Raw genomic sequence first — 19,721 nt, 5'->3', positions numbered from 1 at the left:
TTATAGTTGTAGAAGACTTACAGGAATGCCTTCTTCAATTTTTGAACCTTTTAATCTAAATCCCCAAGCAAATACGCCTTTAATACGTTCAACTTTAAAGTAACTCGGTGTGTCACCTACTAAACCATATACTTTTCCAATTTCAATTTTCGAAGTATCTACAAGGTAACTTTCTGCTATGAGCGCTTTTCTTTTATATACTTCATATTCATTAAGTATACCCATCATTTCTGATTTTCTCATCTTTTCCCTATATTCAGCGATTACATTTTTAAGTTCAAATTCATTCATTTCTACTAATTTCTTTTCGTTATTCATCTACAATACCACTTTCTCTTAATTTGTCATTAATCATATCCAATGTATACCCTTTTCTCACTAAAGCTTGAATGACACGAGATTTGAGTTCATATCCATTATATTTCTTTTGATATTTATTATATACCTTTTCTAAATCTTTCATCAAAATATTTTCTACATCATCAGATGTGGGTTCAATATTTAAATCAGTTAAATGCTCATTAATTAGTGAAAATGCATAGCCTCTTTGTTGCAAAGTTTGCACGATTGTTTGTTTAAGTCGATTTGGAGGCTGTTTCTTTTTTTGCATTATTTTTTTAGCAATATTAGGTATTCTATCTTCAGACATTTCCAATTCGAATTTTTCTTTATAAGTAAAAATCAATTCTGGTTCAAGTCCTTTTTCTTTTGCTACTCTTTCGAAATGGTCCGGACCTTTATCAGTTGTCTTTAATATTGTATTTTTTAGACTTTCAATATAATCTTCGTGGTTTATGTATTTATTTGATTTACAATAATCTATAACTTGAGAAATCAATTCTATGGAGTACTCTTTTTCTGCTAAGTATTTTTCAACTTCATGTGTCGTTCTTTTTTTATGTGACAAATATATAATTGCTTGATTTAATGCCTGTCTATATTGATCATAATTTTTTATTTCTTGCAACTTACTTTTAGTTATTTCTAAATCTTTCCTTAAGTTAAAGTAGATGTATGTAGCTTGATCAATACCCATTTCGAATTCATCATTAATAAATAAATTCAAACGTTCTTTATTTTTCTTCTGTACTTCTATTTTAGTAATTTTAAGCACTTTACATCCCTCCACACATATTAATAGGATACAATAAAACACACTGAGTTTAAAAGTTTAATCACTTAACTCAGTGTGTTTTATTATTGGTTTAATTCATTTATAGCTTGTGTATACTCAGAATCAGTAATATAGTTCTGTTGTTTCATTTTTTCTAGAGTAGTTTTTATTCTCGTCATATAACTATCACTTATATTGTTAATATCAAAGTTAGATGGTGCATTAACAACACTTGCTAGTATAGCACTTTGTAATACTGAAACTTGAGGTAAGTTCGGATTGTTTTTATCTACAGTTGCACCGAAGTAATAATTTGCAGCCTCTTCAATAGTATAATTATTTTCTCCAAAGTAAATATTATTTACGTAATAACTTAAAATATCATTTTTGCTATATTTATCTTCTACCCGTTTCGCAACAAACATTTCTTTAACTTTTCTTGTTAATTGCGTTTCATTAGAGTAAAAATAATTTTTCACGACTTGTTGGGTGATGGTACTACCACCTTGTGTTAATTGTCCATTTTTCAAACTAACTGCAAGTGCTCTAGACACACCTCTTAAATCTATACCTTCATGATCGTAAAATCTTTTATCTTCAACGGCAACAAAAGCATTTTTAGTATAGTCAGGCATATCTTCAACTTGAACAAATGCTGATTTATCTTCTATTTTAACTAATTCATCTACATCAGAAGTTCTTGACAACATATACATTACTGCTAAATAGAATGCAATAACAAGTATAATTAATATTGCTATAAAGAGAAACAGCTTTGATCCCCTTTTTCTTTTTCTCGGTTGTACAGGTTCTTGATAATAGTGTTGATATCGTCTATATTGAACTTCTTCTTGAGAATTAGGTTGTGGAATATCATTCTTTTTTTTGCTAAATAGCCCCATCTTTATTCTCCCTTATTAGTATTTCTTACATCATTATAGCTTGTAATATGTATTTTAAACACTTCTTTTTACTTAAAATCATTAAAATCAGTCCAGAGTCTTATATTGAAGTATAACTTTTAGCCTATTCGGGTATACATTAAACATGAGGAGGAATTTTAAATGGCAAAAATTAAAGCAAATAATGCACTTGTACAAGTTTTAAAAAATTGGCAGATTGACCATGTTTATGGTATTCCTGGTGATTCTATAGATAAAGTAGTAGATGCCTTAAAAACAGAAGAAGATAACATTAAATTCTATGACGTTAGACACGAAGAGGTTGCCACATTAGCAGCAAGTAGCTATGCCAAGTTAACTGGCAAATTAGCTGTTGCTTTAAGTATAGGAGGTCCAGGAGCGATACATATGTTAAATGGTATGTATGACGCAAAAATGGACAACGTACCTATGCTTGTATTGGCTGGACAAACCGATTCTAAATTATTAGGCACAAAATATTTCCAAGAAGTTAATCTAACAGCTCTTTTTGAAGATGTAGCAGTTTATAATAAACAATTAGACTCTGCTGAAAATGTTCACGAAATTGTTGATGAAGCAATCAAGACAGCTTACGCTAAAAAAGGTGTAGCAGTATTAACTATTCCAAGTGATATTTTAGGCGAAAAAATTGAAGATAACGTACCAAGAGAAAAATATAGATTTGAAAATGCAGTAACTTTTGCTAAAGATCAAGATATCTCTAAAGCAGCAGAATTAATTAACAATAGTAAAAAACCAGTTGTGTTAACTGGTGCCGGTGCAAAAAACGCTAAAAATGAACTGTTAGAATTTATAGATCATATAGATGCACCAGGACTTATAACATTACCAGCAAAAGGTATTATTCCTGATAAGCACCCTAACTTCATGGGGAACTTAGGTAAAATTGGTACTAAACCAGCCTTTGAAGCTTCAAAAGATGCAGATCTCTTAATACTAGTCGGAACTAATTATCCATATGTAGATTACTTACCAGACAAAGATATCCCTTGTATTCAAATCGATATCAACAAAAATAATATCGGTAACAGATTTAATGTAGATGTAGGCTTAATAGGAGATACAAAAAATGTCTTAGCAGCATTAACTTTAGCAAGTAATAAAGTTGATGACCGTAAATTCCTTAAAGCCTGTCAGCAAAATATGAAGAGTTGGAATAAATGGTTAGATGAAGATCGTAATAATAAGAGTTTACCAATAAGACCAGAACTATTAATGTCAGAGATTGAAAAAATCTCTAATGATGACACTGTATTTTCTGTTGATGTCGGAACTTCTACAGTATGGAGTACAAGATATTTACAATTAGGTCATAATCATCAATTCATTACATCATCTTGGCTTGGAACAATGGGATGTGCCTTACCAGGTGTTATCGCAAGTAAAATAGCATACCCAGATAAACAAGCAATTGCTATAGCTGGTGATGGTGGTTTCGCAATGGTCATGCAAGACTTCGTTACAGCTGTTAACTATAAACTACCAATTATTGTAGTTGTACTTAATAACCAAGAATTATCATTCATAAAATATGAACAACAATCAGCCGGTGAACTAGAATATGCAATCGATTTAGGTGATATTGATTTCGCTAAATTCGCAGACAGCTGTGGTGGTATTGGTTATAACGTGGCAGCTGTAGAAGATTTAGCACCAACATTAGAGAAAGCTAAACATGCAAATAAACCAGTTGTTATAAATGTAAAAGTAGATCCAGACGCTGCTCCACTCCCAGGTAAAATCATATGGGATGAAGCTAAAGGATATGCAAAATTTGAAATAAGAACAGCAATGGAAGAAAACAGACTCGAAAAAATGCCACCTCTTAAAACAATCATAAGAAGATTCTTCTAAATAAAGCAGTGCGGTTCACATGTGACGCGAACCGCACTTTTTTGTATGAGTCTAAAGTTTGGTTTTAGTGGCAGAATTCTGAATTGTGGTGCATAGGTTGCTCTTACTAGCAGAATTCCGAATTTTGCTCCTTAGATTGTTCTTACTGGCAGAATTCCGAATTTTGCTCCTTAGATCCTTCTTACTGGCAGAATTCTGAATTTTGCTCTTTAGATTCTTCTTACTGGCAGAATTCTGAATTTTGCTCCTTAGATTGTTCTTACTGGCAGAATTCCGAATTTTGCTCCTTAGATTGTTCTTACTGGCAGAATTCTGAATTTTGCTCCTTAGATTGTTCTTACTGGCAGAACTTCTGAATTTTGCTCCTTAGAAAAATATAGACAAACTCCATTTCTATAAATAATACTTTTTATATCGACTACCGACAGCTTTAAAACTCGATTCACAAATTCGTCTTACGGAATATATACTCGTTCCCCCTCCTAACCACCAAATTGCTTCTGAAATTGTGAAACTGTCTTGTTTTAAATACCATAATTCTTTCAAGTTATATTCGTATACAAATTTCTTATCCATTATTGATTCGCAATACATACAAGTACATTTTTGTCTTTTATGTTTTATCTTTACTGTAAACATATGGTTACATTTTGGACATTTAATTCCAGGTTTTATGTTTTTAAATGGTAATGTAATGCTTTTATAGTATTGATTATCAAAACTATTTCTTTCTGCTAATAGCTTTTGTTTTATTTTTATATTTTCTTCTGGATTTTGATTTGAAAAAAGTTGATTTATAATGCCTAATTCCGAGGGTAAGATGATTCTTTCTTTATAAGGGGTTGGATTTTTGAAGTTGAAGTAAGGGTTTGTAAATACTAGTTTAGATATAATGGGTCTATCTATCTCGAGATATTTACACAGGTTATGAAATTCATTCTTTGCTCTTTCGATTTGAATTAATGGTGATGTGATAGAATTACCATAATTATTTTTAAAGAAGGTATCTTCCAAGTAATAAATGCCTTTATAATTTTTGATTTCGAATAAATATATTGCTCGATCATCAATAACTAACATATCAATTTGTACTTGGTTATTTAATGTAAATTGAAAATCATTTATATAAACGATATGCTCCATACATTTCAAAATAGCGTTAAAATATCTTTCACCATCATTTCCACTAGATTTATTTTGTACTTTGTTAAATAAATTGTCGCTTAATTCAGCACGTCCTATTATTGATTTTAAATATTTTTCATCTTTAATTATCTCCATAATTCGTACTCCTTTTCATATTATAAAAAAAATATATAATATGAAATACAAAAAAACCACCCACCATAAAGGTGAGTGGCAATCAAAAGCATCTATTGTAGCAATGCAAGTGATTCGCGGTTAAAGTCTTCTAAGTCATCTGGAGTTCGACTTGTGACGATACCTTTGTCAACGACTACAGATTCGTCAACGACTTTAGCACCTGCATTTTGTAGATCTTTACGAACTGATAAGAAACTTGTTACAGTTTTTCCTTCTAATAAATCAGTATCTATTAATAATTGAGGTCCGTGGCAAATTGCGAATGATGGTTTTTCATTTTGTACGAAATGTTTAACAAATTCACCAAAACGACCTTGTTCATCTCCACGTAATAAGTCTGGTGAGAAACCGCCAGGAATTAAGACTGCATCATAATCTGCAGCATTTACTTCATCTATACCTAAGTCTACTTTAACTTTTTCGCCTTTTTTACCAGTGATTTCTTTTCCTTTTTCTTCACCAACAATGACTACTTCATGTCCAGCGTCTGTTAATGCTTTTTGTGGACTCGTTAATTCAACATCTTCAAATAAGTCAGTTACAACTGCTGCTATTTTCTTACTCATAATATCAATCTCTTCCTTTCATAATGATTCTAATACTTGTATACCACTTATGAAAAGTTTTAAACGTATGTTTTATATACAACTCATCATTTTAAATACCTTTTTTTAAAAAAAGTAATTAGTAGTTAGCATTTAATCATGCATAGATTGTACTTTTTTCTCTAGTTCGTCTAATAAAGCAATCCATTCATCAACGTCAGACACTTCCATATCTTCTGGGTTCATTGCTTCCATCTCATCTAAAAATTCAGATAATCTTTGTTTAATTTCATTGAGTGATGTTTTTTTACTCATTTAAATACTCCTTTTATTTTTAATAATTTTATTATGAATGATTACAAGTATAAAAACAATCATAAAACAGTATTGGAAAATCTATTCACAAGTGGTACGCTCATAGATAGGAAAAAATTCAGAAAGAAGGATATAGCATGATATACGACTTAAAAAGTCCTATCTCAATTCAAAATGATCCATGGGAAGCTTACAATGATATAGATCAACATGGTTCATTGCAATTAAGCAATATAGAATTTACTACAACAACACTATGCAATATGAGATGTGCTCACTGTGCTGTTGGATATACTTTACAATTACGAGATCCAGATACTTTACCAATGGAACTTATTTTAAAAAGATTAGATGAAGTACCTCATTTAAAGACAATTTCTATAACTGGCGGAGAGCCAATGTTTAGTAAAAAATCAATTAGAGAAACCGTCGTACCACTTTTGAAATATGCTCATAAAAGAGGTATATATACGCAAATGAACTCTAACTTAACTTTACCGTTAGATCGTTATTTAGAAATTGCTGAATATATAGACGTTATGCATATTTCTCATAATTGGGGAACAATTGATGAATTCAGTGAAGTTGGATTCCACGTTATGGATAAAAAACCACCTTTAAAAGCAAGATATAAACTTTATGAACAAATGATTCAAAACTCAGCTACTTTGTCAGAGCAAGGTATGTTTGTATCTGCTGAGACGATGTTAAATAAAAGTACAAAACCATATTTACATAAAATTCATAACGAGATTGTCCATGATATGAAGTGTAGTAGACATGAAATTCATCCAATGTATCCATCAGACTTTGCTAGTCAATTAAATATTATGAGTTTAGATGAGATGAAAGAAACGATTCATGAAATACTTGATTTTAGAAATGAAGATACTTGGATGTTATTTGGTACGTTACCTTTCTATCCTTGCTTTATGAATGAATCAGATCAAAATTTATTATCTAGATTAAAAGATGCAAAAAATGTTAGCTTAAGAAATGATCCAGATGGAAGAAGCCGTCTAAACGTTAATGTTTTTTCAGGTGACGTAATCGTTACAGATTTCGGAGATGAAACAGGTTCAATCGCAAATATTAAGCAAGATAAGTTAGAAGATGTTTATCAAACATGGATGAATTCATCTTTAGCAAAATCTTTAAATTGCCATTGCCCTAAAGTAAGATGCCTTGGTCCTAACTTACTTGTAAAAGATATGTATTATAAAGATGTAGACTTTAAAGCAAATGAATTAAGAATGAATCAATAACCATTATTGAAAGTGTAAATCACTTCATAAAAAAAACGCTCAATCTGTAAAGTATTTCAACAGATTGAGCGTTTTTTATGTCCTATATTAGATATATAACTTCGTTGACATAAAGTCTAACGTTTTCTTACTTTCATGTCTTCTTTCATGACGTAGTTTAACTCTTTCTTTTGCGCTTTCATAAAACCATTTCTCATCTTCTGATTCGGGATAAATAGCAGGTACTTTTGCTTTTTTACCTTCTTTATCTAAAGCTACAAATGTTAAAAAGCTATAAGCTGCTAAATGTTTTTTATGATTTATATTATCTTCACTGATTACTTTCACACATATTTCCATTGAAGATGTTCCAGCGTGTGTAACGAATGACACTAACGAAAGTACTTCACCTGTTCTAATTGGTTGTAAAAAATCAACTGAATCTGTAGAAGCTGTAACAACTGAGTTCCCACTATGTCTCATCGCAGCTATAGCAGCTATTTCATCAATTTCAGCCATTAATTTACCACCAAACATTGTATTATGATGATTTGTATCTTCTGGAAAAATTTGTATTGATTTAACACTTCTTGATTTTTTCATTGCTTTTTTTTCTTCCAATTTAATAACCCCACTTGTTGTTTACTTATTTACTAATAATAATTAGAGGCTGAGACAATTAATTTGTCCCAGCCTCACCAACACTTATTTTAATGATAATGTTCCTCATCATCAAAAACTTTCTTTTCTAGTGCTTCTTCAGCAGTATCAATTCGTACAGATTCTTTACTATCGAATGTAACAACTAGATACATCATTAATGCTCCGCCAAATGTAAATATTGCGAACACAAATGCAATCATAACACTCCATTCCATTGGTGTACTCATGATATCCCCTCCTTTGAATGACTAACTATAATGACCTTATTTATCTATATTATACATGATGTAATCTTAAATGGCTATATATTAAAATGCCCAATTACCATCTCTAAATACTGGCTCTTTCACACCATTTTCTAATACGCCATCTATAGATAACGATTTACTTCCTATCATGAAGTCAACATGTGTTGTAGAGTCATTTAGTCCATTCTCTGCTAACTCTTTTGCTGACATTTCTTTGCCGTCTTCAATACAAAACGCATATGCAGAACCTAACGCAATATGGCAAGATGCATTTTCATCAAACAACGTATTATAGAATAAAGTATTCATATTTGATATTGGTGAATCTACAGGTACAAGGGCTACTTCACCTAATCTTTTAGCACCTTCATCAGTCTCTAGAATACTTTTTAAAATTTCTTCACCTACTCCAGCTTTGTAATCTACAACTTCGCCATTTTTAAAAGTTAATGTAAAATCATCAATTATATTACCAGAATAACTTAAAGGTAAGGTATTGCTTACAGTCCCATTAACACCACTTTTATGTGGGGCAGTAAATACTTCTTCTGTAGGCATATTAGCAACGAAGCTATTACCTTTAGAATTTATTGAACTTGCACCAGACCAATATTGTCCAGTTGGTAATTCAATCGTTAAATCAGTACCTTCAGATTTGTAGTGTAGTGATTTATATTTCTTTTGATTTAAGTAATTTGCTTTTTCATGTAATAATCGATCATGTTCTTCCCATGCTTTAACAGGATCTTCTTGATCAACTCGAACAGTTTTTAAAATTGTTTCTAGAAGTTTATTCACCGCTTCTTGATCATCTAATTCTGGGAACATCATTTTCGCCCAACCTACTGATGGGTATGATGCAATACACCAACTCATATGGTCACTTTGCACTGCTACCATATAATCTTTAAAGGCTTTTCCATAAGCAGCCATCGCTTTACTTATCTTTTTAGGATCTGCTTCTTTTAAGCTATCAGGACTTGATGAAATAATAGATAAAAATGCTGCTTTTCTATTTAAATAATCCATTCTTTCATCTATATCATATTGTTTAACGTCTTCGAAAAATTCTTCTGACTCATATTGATATTTCAATTGTGAAATTCTATCGTCTTTATATTTTACTTTAACGTCTGATGCCCCTACTTTATATGCTTCTTCAACAACTAAGTGAACAAACTCACTTGCATCGATTGAAGCTTGAATATATACAGGTTCTTTCTCCTGAACATTCAACCCGACTTTTACTAATAGTTCTGCATATTTTTGCAATTGCTTTTCAAATCCCATTTGTATTACCACCCTTTGATTATTTTCTAAGGTCGCCTAATGCTTGAGTAATTGCAGTCATTTCACTAGCTGAAATGTTTTTTCTAGACATGACCATAGTATGTATTTCCTTTAATTCATCTTTCTTTTCTTCAGGAATCGTATCTTTATTTAATACGCTTGTATTAACGAGCCTTAACTTGCCTTTTATATCATCTACCATTTGTTCAATTGATTCAGTCATCTTTTTATCATCCTTTCAAATTTAAGTTTAGCAAAAAGTGCTTACAATTAAAACTACCAAACTCGTATATTCGCTTTACAATTAATATGAAACTTTTATACAATATATACAAATCGGTACATTAGGAGTGATTTATTATGGCAGTACAAGATATCCTTTCATGGACTCTATTCGAACAAGTTGCTGTACCTGATAATATAAGTCAATATCTTGTTGATGGTGAACAAGCATATAGTGCATTCAAAACATTTAGAGACACAGCTGTATTTACTAATAAACGAATCATTATACGTGATATACAAGGTATTACAGGTAAAAAAATTGAAACATACTCTATACCTTATAACATCATACTCATGTGGTCTACTGAGAACGCTGGTAAATTGCTCGATTTAAGCGGTGAAATCACTTTATGGACGCGAGCTGGACATTTCAAAATTAAAATCGGTAGAAACTTAGATATTATGCCTTTTGAAAAGTTATTGTCTAATGCTTTATTATAATTTACAATTGTGTTTACATCTTTGAAATTATGGGAATGAATAGGATTAGTGATAATTTTAATGTATTAGTGCCTATATTCTCTAAATCAATAAATATTTATGATATGATATGTAGGTCAATGTTAATTTTAAAGTTATATATATGAAAGGGGAAAAACATTATGCAAAACAAATTAGTTCCTGCTATTTTAATAGGTGGTACTATTGGCGCAATTATCGCATTAGCTGATAAGAATACACGCCAATCATTATCTAACCAAGTTCAAAACGTTAAAGAAGGTAAAAGCTCTAAAGAACCTTCTAAAGTAAATCAAATTAAAGATGAAGTTCTATATTGGAAAGATGTTATAGAAGAAATTCGTCGTAAAAATCCAGAATTAGAACAATCAATTATGGATGCAAAAGATACATTCATTGAGAAAAAGAACGAAAGACAAATCTCAGGTCCAAATCATTCATAATTTATAGTAAAGACTAGGCTTATTCAAATATCCTAGTCTTTTTTAACATTATATTAAATTAGGAGAATTCTTATGGGAAATGATAAATCAAGTTCAAAGTTTTTAGAACAAGCTAAAAACTTTAAAGATGAACAAAAGAAATCTATAAAAAAAGAAAATTATATTCCACCACAGAGATTTGAATCGAAAACAGCTAAGAAAGATAACCAAATATTTTTCGTATCTAAAATTAATAAACCAGCAAAGTTCACTAAAGATGGAAATATATTATCTACATTAATTTATAGAATAGGTAAAGATAATGCTACTGGATTAGCAGCACAACTATCTTATTATTTCTTACTTGCATTATTCCCTACTCTTATTTTTATTTTGACGTTAATTCCAATATTCCAAGTTGATCCTGACACTATCACAAAAATGATTTCAGATAATGCACCAGGAGATACAGCTTCACTTATAACTGGAATAATTGATGACGTCATGAGTAATGCGAGTGGCGGACTATTCTCATTTGGTTTAATTGCAGCATTATGGTCAGCCTCAAATGGTATGACTGCCTTGATGAACGCATTCAATGTTGCATATGATGTTGAAGATGGGAGAAATGCAGTTATTCTAAAAATCATGAGTGTATTCTTCACAGTTATCATGGTGGTAGTCTTTGGTATTGCTATTGCATTACCTATCTTCGGTCAACAAATAGGTAATTTATTATTTGGTCCTTTAGGATTAGAATCTGAACTACGTTGGGTCTTTAGCTTAATAAAAGTTGTGCTACCACTAATAGTTACGTTTATCGTATTTGTTACACTTTATGCGTTAGCACCTAACATTAAAATTAAAGTATTATCCGTAATTCCTGGAGCAGCTTTCACTACAATTATGTGGCTTGGTTCAAGTGCACTTTTCGGATTATATGTAAATAACTTTGCGAACTATTCAAAAACATACGGTAGTATCGGTGGTATTATTGTACTTATGCTTTGGTTATTCCTAACAGGATTAATCGTAATTATAGGTGCAGAAATTAATGCTGTATTACATCAAAAGAAAATGCTTAAGAACGGGTCACCGGAAGAACAAGCATTTAATAACTTAACAGAAAATGGTGAAATGACTAATGCCTCTATTGAATGATATATTAGAATTTAACAAAACTTTTGTATCCAACCAAGAATACAAAAATTTTATTACAACAAAGAAACCAAACGCTAAAGCAGTATTATTAACTTGCATGGATACTCGATTAACAGAACTATCTACTCGTGCATTAGGATTTAAAAATGGTGATGTGAAAGTTGTTAAAAATGCAGGAGCTACAATTTCACATCCCTATGGGTCAACAATGCGTAGTTTATTAGTTGCGATTTATGCACTTGGTGCTGAAGAAATCATAATAATGGGTCATAAAGATTGTGGAATGGGTAATTTAGATGTTGATTCAGTAATTGATACTATGAAAAGTCGTGGTGTTACCGATAATACATTGAATACGATAGAACATTCTGGCATTGATATTCAACAGTTCTTAAGAGGCTTTGATGATGTCACACAAAACGTACAATCTAATATTCAAAAAGTTTATAACCATCCATTATTTGATCAATCCGTTCCAATTCATGGATTCGTAATTGATCCGCACAATGGTGATTTAGAAGTCATTCAAAATGGATATGAATTCACAAAATAATGCATAGAGGCTGAGACAATTTAATTTGTCTCAGCCTCTTTTCTTATAGGATGCCTATATTTACACAAGTCAAAAGAAGTGTAAAAACTTATACAAGAAAAAGAGCAGAAATTCAATTTTAACAATGAATTTCTGCTCTTTTAAATATATAGTATATTTGTCCAGCCTATGTTTCCTATGATATTAAGTTATGTTGAAATGCATAAATAACAGCTTGGGTTCTATCTTGAACTTCTAACTTACTAAGTATATTACTTACATGTGTTTTTACTGTTTTAATTGTAATATGAGATGCACTTGCTATTTCTTGATTTGAATACCCTTTTGCAATTAATAGCAAGATTTCCATTTCACGCTCAGTAAGCATTTCAAATAATTCTGCTTTTTGGTTCATTCTATTACGCATTTTCACTAAAACTTCTGGTTCAAATACTGATTCTTTGTTGTATGTTTTACGTATTGCATTTGCAATGTCATCTGCAGAAGTTGTCTTTAATATATAACTATCTACACCTGCATCTAAAGCTTGGTACACTTCACTATCTTCAATGAAACTAGTTAGCATAACAATTTTAACTCTTGGTTGGTTTTTCTTTATATGTTCTGTAGCTTCAATACCATTCATATCATCCATTACTAAATCCATTAAAATAACATCGGGTTCGAGTTGTTCGGCTTTTTCAATGCCTTCTCTACCAGAAGCAGCTTCCCCTATGACTGATATATCTTCTTGAGTAGATAAATAACTGGAAATACCTATACGAACCATCTCATGATCATCTACGAATAATACTTTAATTGTCATACTGTTCCTCCTTATTATTTGGTACCTTAACTTCAATACGTGTTCCCGATTTAGGCATTGAAATAATATTTAGAGTTGCTCCAATTTCTAATGCGCGTTCGTTCATTGTATTTAGACCATAACTTTGTGAATCTCTATTCGACGTATCAAATCCTATTCCGTCATCTTGTATACGTAATATAACATAATCACTCGTTTCAATTAACTCGATTGAGACTTTTGAACCTTTAGAATGACGCAATGTATTTGAAATTGCTTCTTGTGTAATTCTGAAAAGATGGTCTTCTGTACCTTTTGCAATATCTATATCTTCTATGTCATAGACAACTTTCATAGGGATTTTTTGTTTTAAGTCTATTACTAAATCTTTTATTCCTTCACCTAATGATTTATTTTTAAGTCCTAATGGTCTTAAGTGTAATAATAAGGCTCTCATCTCTAATTGAGAATCTTGTATCATTTTTTCTAATAAATCAACTTGTTTGGAAAGTGGTTCATCAAGATTTGAAGATTTAATAGCAGAAAGCATCATACTAGCAGCAAATAATTGCTGACTCACTGAATCATGTAACTCTCTTGCTAATCGTTGTCTTTCATCTTCTATAATTTTTTTTACGACTGAGTCTTTCATTTGATACGATTCATTTATAATTTTTTGTGACTTCAATCTCAAAGTATAAAGCTCTTCATGCAGTGGTATCAAAGTGTGGTAAATTTCCAATGTTTCTTGGTGTAAATCTATTTCATGATTATTTACGCCTAATATTTCACCTTGTATTGATCTTTCTATTTGTTCTTTTATCCAATGATGTTGCTGATTAATTTTATAAGCTACAGCTGAACCTATAATAATACATAACAGGATGACAACTATATTTATAAATAAAAATGCAGGTACACCTAAAATTTGTGTGTAAAATATACCTTGAAAATATATGATATTAATAAATATACGATCTAAGAAAAATAATATACCGACAATTGTATATATAAGAATGAGCATTGACCCAATTATTCTAGTGTAGTTATTCATCGGAATATCACCTCAACATCACCCATAAATGTTGAGAAGAAAATATTAACTTTAAAAGTATTTTTATGACTGTTTTCTTCGTAATGCACAGTCTCATTTCTTACTCTATAAACTTGATCATTCATATACAACCTGCTGAATAATGCTGTTATATGGACATTCACATGATAATTATAAGGTACAATTATTTGTGTCTTACCAATATATTGTCTTACAACAATTACATTATTCTCGGATAAATTAGCAGCTAATGATAAATCTAATTCTATATCTCCAATTGCTTGTTGAATTTGTATATCTTCCCATTTATAAATGTAGTGAGGTGTTTTTTGTGGTGAAAACCATCTCTGTTTTATAAATGATTCATTTATATTTTCATTGGATGTATTTTCTACATGTTCCACTTTTAGCGGTTTTTTTCGATATATAATATATCTTACTACTAAAAAAATGAGTGATAAAAATAAAATGGCAAGCATATATGGATTAGAAAGTAAGGCATAAATTAATAATATAGCGCCAATCCAAAATATAATTAATCCTCGTAATTTATGAAAATATAAATAACCTACATAAATAAAAATAATCCCCATTACTACGACAAGTAATAATCCTATTTTTTCAAAGAAAATATAGTAAATGTTCGACAACAGAATTAATACAGTGAGTATAATTAACAATTCTGTTGATATAAATTTATTCTTCAACTTACCACCCCAATCTTAGAGAAGTGAATTCATTTGTGTAAGCATAGAACGTTCTGCAATCGTATTAGCTATTTGGTCTAAAGTACATTTAATTGCTTCTTCTATTTTAGCTAATTCACTTTCTAACATGTTAATTTGTTTTTGCAAAAATTGTAAATCATAGTCTTCAAGTTTTTTAGCACAAGTAATTTTAAAGTCTTCTATTTTATCCATATACTTATTGTCTAATTCTAAAGTATAATTATCAATTAATTTACTTAATTGACATTTTTTCTGTTCTAAATAACTTATATATTGCTTCATAGCTTTTATTTTAACATCTAAATGCTTAGCGCATGTATCTAAACTTTCATAATAAGAAACAAGAATGAGTTGTTTTAATTGATTTGAAACAACATTAAACATAGAATCACCTACTTCTGTCAGATTAAACTCTATTATAAAATGTTATTCAATATTTCAAAATGGACCTAGGGACGAAATTACAATCGGTCCTTAGTCTTAGAAAAGAGATTATGACAGAAATCTAATTTCATAAAAAAGATTTCGTCGTCCCAGTCATCTACTGCCAATATATTAATTAGAGGCTGAGACAAATTAATTGTCCCAGCCTCTAATATTAATCTTCTAGTTTAGTTAATAATAATGGACCATCTTTAGTAACGACAATTGTGTGCTCAATTTGAGCTACATAACTTTTATCTTTCGTTTCAAATGCCCAATCATTTTTTCCATCACTTACAATTGTTGCATTAGAAGATATAAAAGGCTCTACTGCAAGAACCATTCCTTCTTTTAGTAATTGTTTTTCTAATGGGTCAAAATAATTCATGACGTGTTGTGGTGAGTCATGTAAAGATAAACCTACACCATGTCCAGTTAAGTTTTTGATGACTTTTAAGCCATGTTTACGTGCTGTAGAATTAACCGCTCTACCAATTTGAGATAACTTAGAACCAGGTTTAACTTTTTTCATAGCTTCTTCAAACGCCATTGCAGCTACATCAACAACTAATTGTTTCTTAGGATCATCCGCTTCACCTACAACAAATGAGATGCCTGTATCAGCATAGTAACCATTCTTACGTGCTGATACATCGATGTTAACTAAATCACCTTCTTGTATTACACGTTTACCTGGAATACCATGTGCTACCTCTTCGTTTACGCTTATACATGTATACCCTGGAAAATCATATTCTGCAATAGGAGCTGATTCAGCTTCTAATTCTTCAAATCTTTCCTTTGCAATGTTATCTATTTCTTTAGTAGTTATGCCGGGTTTAGTTGCTGCTTTCAACTCATCACGAATTATTGCACATATTTTGCCTATTTCTTTTAGGCCTTCAAGTTCTTCATTGTTTTGAATTATCATTTAAATCCCGTTCTTTCTTTTTAAAATTTTTTTGTCGTTTTTAATTATATCAGAAAATGCATGTTATACTATAAAAAAATGATTTCGGAGTTTTGTGTATGAAGGAAAATTGGTTATCTCGAATTATCGGTGCAAGAATTATTAAAACAGGATTGGCTACATTTTTAACTGCATTAATTTGTATGTCTTTAAGTTTAAACCCTATATTTGCTGTAATTACTTCTATCGTAACAATAGAACCTACAGCTAAAGCTTCTTTAAAAAAAGCTTATGTACGTTTTCCCGCTTCTATACTTGGTGCATTCATTGCTGTCATTAGTACATATTTCTTTGGTGAATCGCCTTTAAGTTATTCATTAGCAGCTACTGTAACTATTTTAATATGCTATCAACTTAAATTAATGGATGGTATGTTAGTGGCTGCTATTACTGCAGTTGCTATGGTACCTGTTATTCATGAAGCATTTGTTTATAACTTTGTTTCTCGATTAGCAACTACCACTATTGGGCTTGCTACTGCAGGTATCGTTAATTTTATTATTTTACCTCCTAAATATATTTATCAAATTGAAAGTATTAATAGTGAAATGGATAATAAAATATTAAAGATATACATAAACAGACTTAAAGAACTTTTACTTGGTGAATATGAATCTGCTACTTCTATGAAAAATATGACAACGTTGCAACAGTCAGCTACTAAAATTGAACAGCTCATTAAATATCAAAAAGAAGAATATGATTATCATCGAACAAAGAAAGAATCAAAATCGCACATAAGAAAAGTTGAAATGAAATATCATACAAATCGTTTACTTAATGCACATTTATTAAATTTAATTTATTTACCTGAGAACACTCATATTATTTTTACAGAAAAAGAGCGTATAGCACTCTCGAATTTCTTAAAATCGTATGAACACCTAGAATCAACCAATGAATTTATGAAACAGAAAAAAGCAGCATCAACACTTAAAAATAGTGTGAAAGGTCTTGATGAATTTGACGAAAATCAAATTAAAAGTCATGTCATTTATGAGCTATTGATGATCAATAAAATATTGAATGATAGATATTCTAAAATATCTAAATAATATTCAAAATGCACTCTAATGAATTTGTTTACTAATCTTAATCATTAGAAATATAAACAACCTCCCAATCATCTCGATTGGGAGGTTGTTTATATTATGTTCTACTTCTGCTATTTAGCTTTCAACAACCTTTTAATGATAGCTTGTTTAGCAGCTTCTTCAACAGTATTGTCTAATTGTTCAGGTTTAAACTCTAGTCCTTTACGAATACATGCTTGTTTTAATAAGTAATCTGTAATTTCATGGTTCTTTGGTAAAATCGGCCCATGTAAATATGTACCTAATAGATTTTTATAGTGAATGCCTTCACGTTTGTCATTATCATTATTTCCAAATCCATCAACTACTCTACCTAATGTTGGATATTCGTGATATGTTCTTCCACCATGATTTTCAAATCCTACGATTTGTCCAAACGTTTCTGATTCAATTACAATATCTCCTATTAAACGATCTTTCTTAGATTCTGAGTATATATCAAGAATATTTAATCCTTCTAATCTTGTACCATCTGGTGTTACATATTCTGAACCTAAAAATTGATAACCTCCACAAATCGTTAAAGTTGGCATACCGTCTTCTATAGCATTTTTAAGTTGTGTTTTAATTTTCTTTAATTGTTCTGTAGCAAGACTTTGCTCTCTATCGCTACCTCCACCAATAAAGAAGATATCACAATCATCTAAGTTCAAATTCTCAGTATCTGTTATATCTACTACTTGAACTTCAATATCGCGCCATTTTGCACGTTGTTTAAGTGCAATAATATTGCCTATATCTCCATATAAATTTAATTTATCCGGCATAAAATGAAATATCTTTATAGGTAACATTATGCTTCCTCCTTAAAGGATTTATTTAACGTCCTATGCATTGGTGCCAATGATGTATAGTTAGGTATCGCAACTGTAAATTGCGAATAAGTCATTGAAAGTTCAGTTGCTTTTTCTATTGAATTTTCAATTATAACGTCTGCATTGACTTCTGCATATTTTAATCTTAAAGCTAACTCTTCAGCTCTTTGTCCTGTGCAAATAATTGCTTTAATATTTTGTCTAGATAATTTTTCAAAATCAGCGTCATAAATCCAAGAAATATCTCTACCATCAGCGCCGTTATCATTTAAACTAATTAAATAAACTTTTTCACCGTCAACTTGCTCACCTACAGATAGACTAGCATTTAGTCCTGCTGGATTTTTAGCTAAGTTAATTAATGCTTCTTTTTTATTATTTCTATAATATTGCATACGACCATTATCTGATGTATAAGATTCAAACCCAGTTTTGATAGATTGATCATTAAGTCCTAATTCTCTTAATACTGTATAGGCAGCAATAACGTTAAACACATTGAAATCACCTGCTATTTTCATATCAAAATGTGCATCATTTAGACCAACATGTATAAAAGGTTCTTGTTTAAACGAAGTTACTTCATACTGAGGCGTTGCTCTGTTAAATCCACATTCACATGTATAATGACCTATTTGATTGTAATGGACATGACTATAATTTAATAAGCGTCCACAATTCGGGCAATATTTACTTTCAACCATCGTACTTTGCTCAAAGTCATGAATGCCCTTTTGCATGCCATAATAAACAATATCATCACTAGCTATTTTCAATCTACTAACAAAAGGATCATCTGCATTTAGTAATAATTTAATACCTTTATCTTTAATAGAATTAGCAATATTATCAACCATCGTATCAATCTCACCAAATCTATCCATTTGATCTCTAAAGAAGTTTGTTACAACCATCATTGTAGGTGTCATTTCTTTTAACACTCTTGGAATTGAACCTTCATCTATTTCAATTATTGCAATTTTAGTATTTTTATTAGATTGCACAATAAAACTTGAAGTAATACCCGCGGCCATATTGGCACCTTCAGTATTATGTATAATATCGATATTATTCTTCTTTAATGTATAACCGATTAAGTTAGAAGTTGTAGTCTTTCCGTTCGTACCACTGATCATCACGATTTCATCTACATCATTAGCTAACTTTCTTAAAATAAGTGGGTCTATTTTACGTGCTAATTGTCCCGGAAGATCCGTACCCTGTTTACCTACTTTTCTACTTGCATAACGCGCAAGTTTCGCTACATTTTTCGCAACATACTTCTTCATACGTTACCTCCTTATTCTGTCACATTATTATACCACGTTCAAAAGCTTTAAAAAAAGAGTTTCACTATGTTAATTCGTTGGTTTCCAATTGTTGTTATTGTATAATAAAGATGTAATAGATTTTCATTATAGAAGGGAAGATAT

Annotated in this window: 24 protein-coding genes; 7 read left to right on the top strand and 17 right to left on the bottom strand. The window is 30.6% G+C overall.

Annotation, left to right across the window (positions count from 1 at the left end; translation table 11 throughout):
• The 3 genes from CD129_RS07050 to sgtB all read right to left on the bottom strand — a co-directional run bounded on the left by CD129_RS07050 (position 1) and on the right by sgtB (position 2,016).
• Positions 1–318 carry a YfhH family protein gene (locus CD129_RS07050; protein WP_078358480.1) on the bottom strand — a complete coding sequence of 106 codons (318 nt, stop codon included), beginning with the start codon at positions 316–318 and terminating at the stop codon, positions 1–3.
• Positions 311–1,114, bottom strand: a complete 804-nt coding sequence (recX, locus tag CD129_RS07045; protein ID WP_115337281.1) for a recombination regulator RecX — start codon at positions 1,112–1,114, stop codon at positions 311–313. Before recX ends, CD129_RS07050 begins: the two co-directional genes overlap by 8 nt.
• Before the next feature lie 83 nt (positions 1,115–1,197).
• On the bottom strand, positions 1,198–2,016 hold the full coding sequence (sgtB, locus tag CD129_RS07040) for a monofunctional peptidoglycan glycosyltransferase SgtB (RefSeq protein WP_115337280.1): 819 nt from the start codon (positions 2,014–2,016) through the stop codon (positions 1,198–1,200).
• Between the two features lie 162 nt (positions 2,017–2,178).
• Here sgtB and CD129_RS07035 point away from each other — a divergent pair, with 162 nt between their 5' ends.
• Complete coding sequence (locus CD129_RS07035; protein WP_115337279.1) at positions 2,179–3,912, top strand: pyruvate oxidase; 1,734 nt, start codon at positions 2,179–2,181, stop codon at positions 3,910–3,912.
• A gap of 393 nt (positions 3,913–4,305) precedes the next feature.
• Here the strand turns inward: CD129_RS07035 and CD129_RS07030 are convergent, their stop codons facing one another.
• The 3 genes from CD129_RS07030 to CD129_RS13185 all read right to left on the bottom strand — a co-directional run bounded on the left by CD129_RS07030 (position 4,306) and on the right by CD129_RS13185 (position 6,095).
• Positions 4,306–5,193, bottom strand: coding sequence for a nuclease-related domain-containing protein (locus CD129_RS07030; RefSeq protein WP_115337278.1), 888 nt, complete (start codon positions 5,191–5,193; stop codon positions 4,306–4,308).
• Between the two features lie 92 nt (positions 5,194–5,285).
• Positions 5,286–5,801 carry a type 1 glutamine amidotransferase domain-containing protein gene (locus tag CD129_RS07025; RefSeq protein WP_078358511.1) on the bottom strand — a complete coding sequence of 172 codons (516 nt, stop codon included), beginning with the start codon at positions 5,799–5,801 and terminating at the stop codon, positions 5,286–5,288.
• Positions 5,802–5,933: 132 nt separating this feature from the next.
• Entirely contained in the window at positions 5,934–6,095 is a 162-nt protein-coding gene (locus CD129_RS13185; RefSeq protein WP_088369017.1) for an SE1561 family protein, read from the bottom strand.
• Between the two features lie 137 nt (positions 6,096–6,232).
• Here CD129_RS13185 and yfkAB point away from each other — a divergent pair, with 137 nt between their 5' ends.
• Positions 6,233–7,360, top strand: a complete 1,128-nt coding sequence (gene yfkAB / locus CD129_RS07020) for a radical SAM/CxCxxxxC motif protein YfkAB (protein WP_078358510.1) — start codon at positions 6,233–6,235, stop codon at positions 7,358–7,360.
• A gap of 87 nt (positions 7,361–7,447) precedes the next feature.
• On the opposite strand, the gene CD129_RS07015 is transcribed toward yfkAB, so the two are convergent.
• The 4 genes from CD129_RS07015 to CD129_RS07000 form a co-directional block, all read right to left on the bottom strand.
• Positions 7,448–7,942: an acyl-CoA thioesterase gene (locus CD129_RS07015; protein ID WP_078358513.1), complete on the bottom strand. Its 495-nt coding sequence runs from the start codon at positions 7,940–7,942 to the stop codon at positions 7,448–7,450.
• Positions 7,943–8,049: 107 nt separating this feature from the next.
• Positions 8,050–8,229 carry a hypothetical protein gene (locus tag CD129_RS07010; protein WP_078358509.1) on the bottom strand — a complete coding sequence of 60 codons (180 nt, stop codon included), beginning with the start codon at positions 8,227–8,229 and terminating at the stop codon, positions 8,050–8,052.
• 81 nt (positions 8,230–8,310) lie between these two features.
• The gene (locus CD129_RS07005) at positions 8,311–9,540 is read right to left on the bottom strand and encodes an aminopeptidase (RefSeq protein WP_115337277.1); all 1,230 of its coding nucleotides are present in this window, start codon (positions 9,538–9,540) and stop codon (positions 8,311–8,313) included.
• Between the two features lie 19 nt (positions 9,541–9,559).
• Complete coding sequence (locus CD129_RS07000; protein WP_078358507.1) at positions 9,560–9,763, bottom strand: DUF1128 family protein; 204 nt, start codon at positions 9,761–9,763, stop codon at positions 9,560–9,562.
• A 137-nt stretch (positions 9,764–9,900) separates the two neighbouring features.
• On the opposite strand from CD129_RS07000, the gene CD129_RS06995 reads away from it, so the two are divergent.
• The 4 genes from CD129_RS06995 (at position 9,901) to CD129_RS06980 (ending at position 12,420) form a co-directional block, all read left to right on the top strand.
• A complete protein-coding gene (locus CD129_RS06995) occupies positions 9,901–10,266 on the top strand; it encodes a PH domain-containing protein (RefSeq protein WP_078358506.1) in 366 nt (121 codons plus the stop codon).
• Between the two features lie 161 nt (positions 10,267–10,427).
• Positions 10,428–10,727, top strand: a complete 300-nt coding sequence (locus CD129_RS06990) for a YtxH domain-containing protein (RefSeq protein ID WP_078358505.1) — start codon at positions 10,428–10,430, stop codon at positions 10,725–10,727.
• Positions 10,728–10,799: 72 nt separating this feature from the next.
• Positions 10,800–11,867, top strand: coding sequence for a YihY/virulence factor BrkB family protein (locus CD129_RS06985; RefSeq protein ID WP_115337276.1), 1,068 nt, complete (start codon positions 10,800–10,802; stop codon positions 11,865–11,867).
• Complete coding sequence (locus tag CD129_RS06980; protein ID WP_107509732.1) at positions 11,851–12,420, top strand: beta-class carbonic anhydrase; 570 nt, start codon at positions 11,851–11,853, stop codon at positions 12,418–12,420. The genes CD129_RS06985 and CD129_RS06980 overlap by 17 nt, the downstream gene beginning before the upstream one ends.
• A 175-nt stretch (positions 12,421–12,595) precedes the next feature.
• Here CD129_RS06980 and CD129_RS06975 read toward each other — a convergent pair whose 3' ends face one another.
• The 5 genes from CD129_RS06975 to map form a co-directional block, all read right to left on the bottom strand.
• Positions 12,596–13,225, bottom strand: a complete 630-nt coding sequence (locus CD129_RS06975) for a response regulator transcription factor (RefSeq protein ID WP_078358502.1) — start codon at positions 13,223–13,225, stop codon at positions 12,596–12,598.
• Positions 13,215–14,258: a sensor histidine kinase gene (locus CD129_RS06970; protein WP_078358501.1), complete on the bottom strand. Its 1,044-nt coding sequence runs from the start codon at positions 14,256–14,258 to the stop codon at positions 13,215–13,217. The genes CD129_RS06975 and CD129_RS06970 overlap by 11 nt, the downstream gene beginning before the upstream one ends.
• Positions 14,255–14,965: a cell wall-active antibiotics response protein LiaF gene (gene liaF, locus CD129_RS06965; RefSeq protein WP_078358500.1), complete on the bottom strand. Its 711-nt coding sequence runs from the start codon at positions 14,963–14,965 to the stop codon at positions 14,255–14,257. Before liaF ends, CD129_RS06970 begins: the two co-directional genes overlap by 4 nt.
• A 15-nt stretch (positions 14,966–14,980) precedes the next feature.
• The gene (locus CD129_RS06960) at positions 14,981–15,370 is read right to left on the bottom strand and encodes a hypothetical protein (RefSeq protein WP_078358499.1); all 390 of its coding nucleotides are present in this window, start codon (positions 15,368–15,370) and stop codon (positions 14,981–14,983) included.
• A 214-nt stretch (positions 15,371–15,584) separates the two neighbouring features.
• Positions 15,585–16,340 (bottom strand): type I methionyl aminopeptidase, encoded by a 756-nt coding sequence (gene map / locus CD129_RS06955; RefSeq protein ID WP_078358498.1) that lies wholly within the window; start codon positions 16,338–16,340, stop codon positions 15,585–15,587.
• 98 nt (positions 16,341–16,438) lie between these two features.
• Here map and CD129_RS06950 point away from each other — a divergent pair, with 98 nt between their 5' ends.
• Positions 16,439–17,434 (top strand): FUSC family protein, encoded by a 996-nt coding sequence (locus CD129_RS06950; RefSeq protein ID WP_078358497.1) that lies wholly within the window; start codon positions 16,439–16,441, stop codon positions 17,432–17,434.
• Positions 17,435–17,544: 110 nt separating this feature from the next.
• On the opposite strand, the gene gatD is transcribed toward CD129_RS06950, so the two are convergent.
• Positions 17,545–18,267, bottom strand: a complete 723-nt coding sequence (gene gatD / locus CD129_RS06945; protein ID WP_115337275.1) for a lipid II isoglutaminyl synthase subunit GatD — start codon at positions 18,265–18,267, stop codon at positions 17,545–17,547.
• Positions 18,267–19,577, bottom strand: a complete 1,311-nt coding sequence (murT, locus tag CD129_RS06940) for a lipid II isoglutaminyl synthase subunit MurT (RefSeq protein ID WP_078358495.1) — start codon at positions 19,575–19,577, stop codon at positions 18,267–18,269. The genes gatD and murT overlap by 1 nt, the downstream gene beginning before the upstream one ends.
• Between the last annotated feature and the right edge of the window lie 144 nt (positions 19,578–19,721).

This window comes from Mammaliicoccus fleurettii (assembly GCF_003970575.1).
GTDB classification, from domain to species: Bacteria; Bacillota; Bacilli; order Staphylococcales; family Staphylococcaceae; genus Mammaliicoccus; species Mammaliicoccus fleurettii.
The sequence above is the reverse complement of the archived record's forward strand: the minus strand, read 5'-3'. Positions and strand labels throughout refer to the sequence as shown.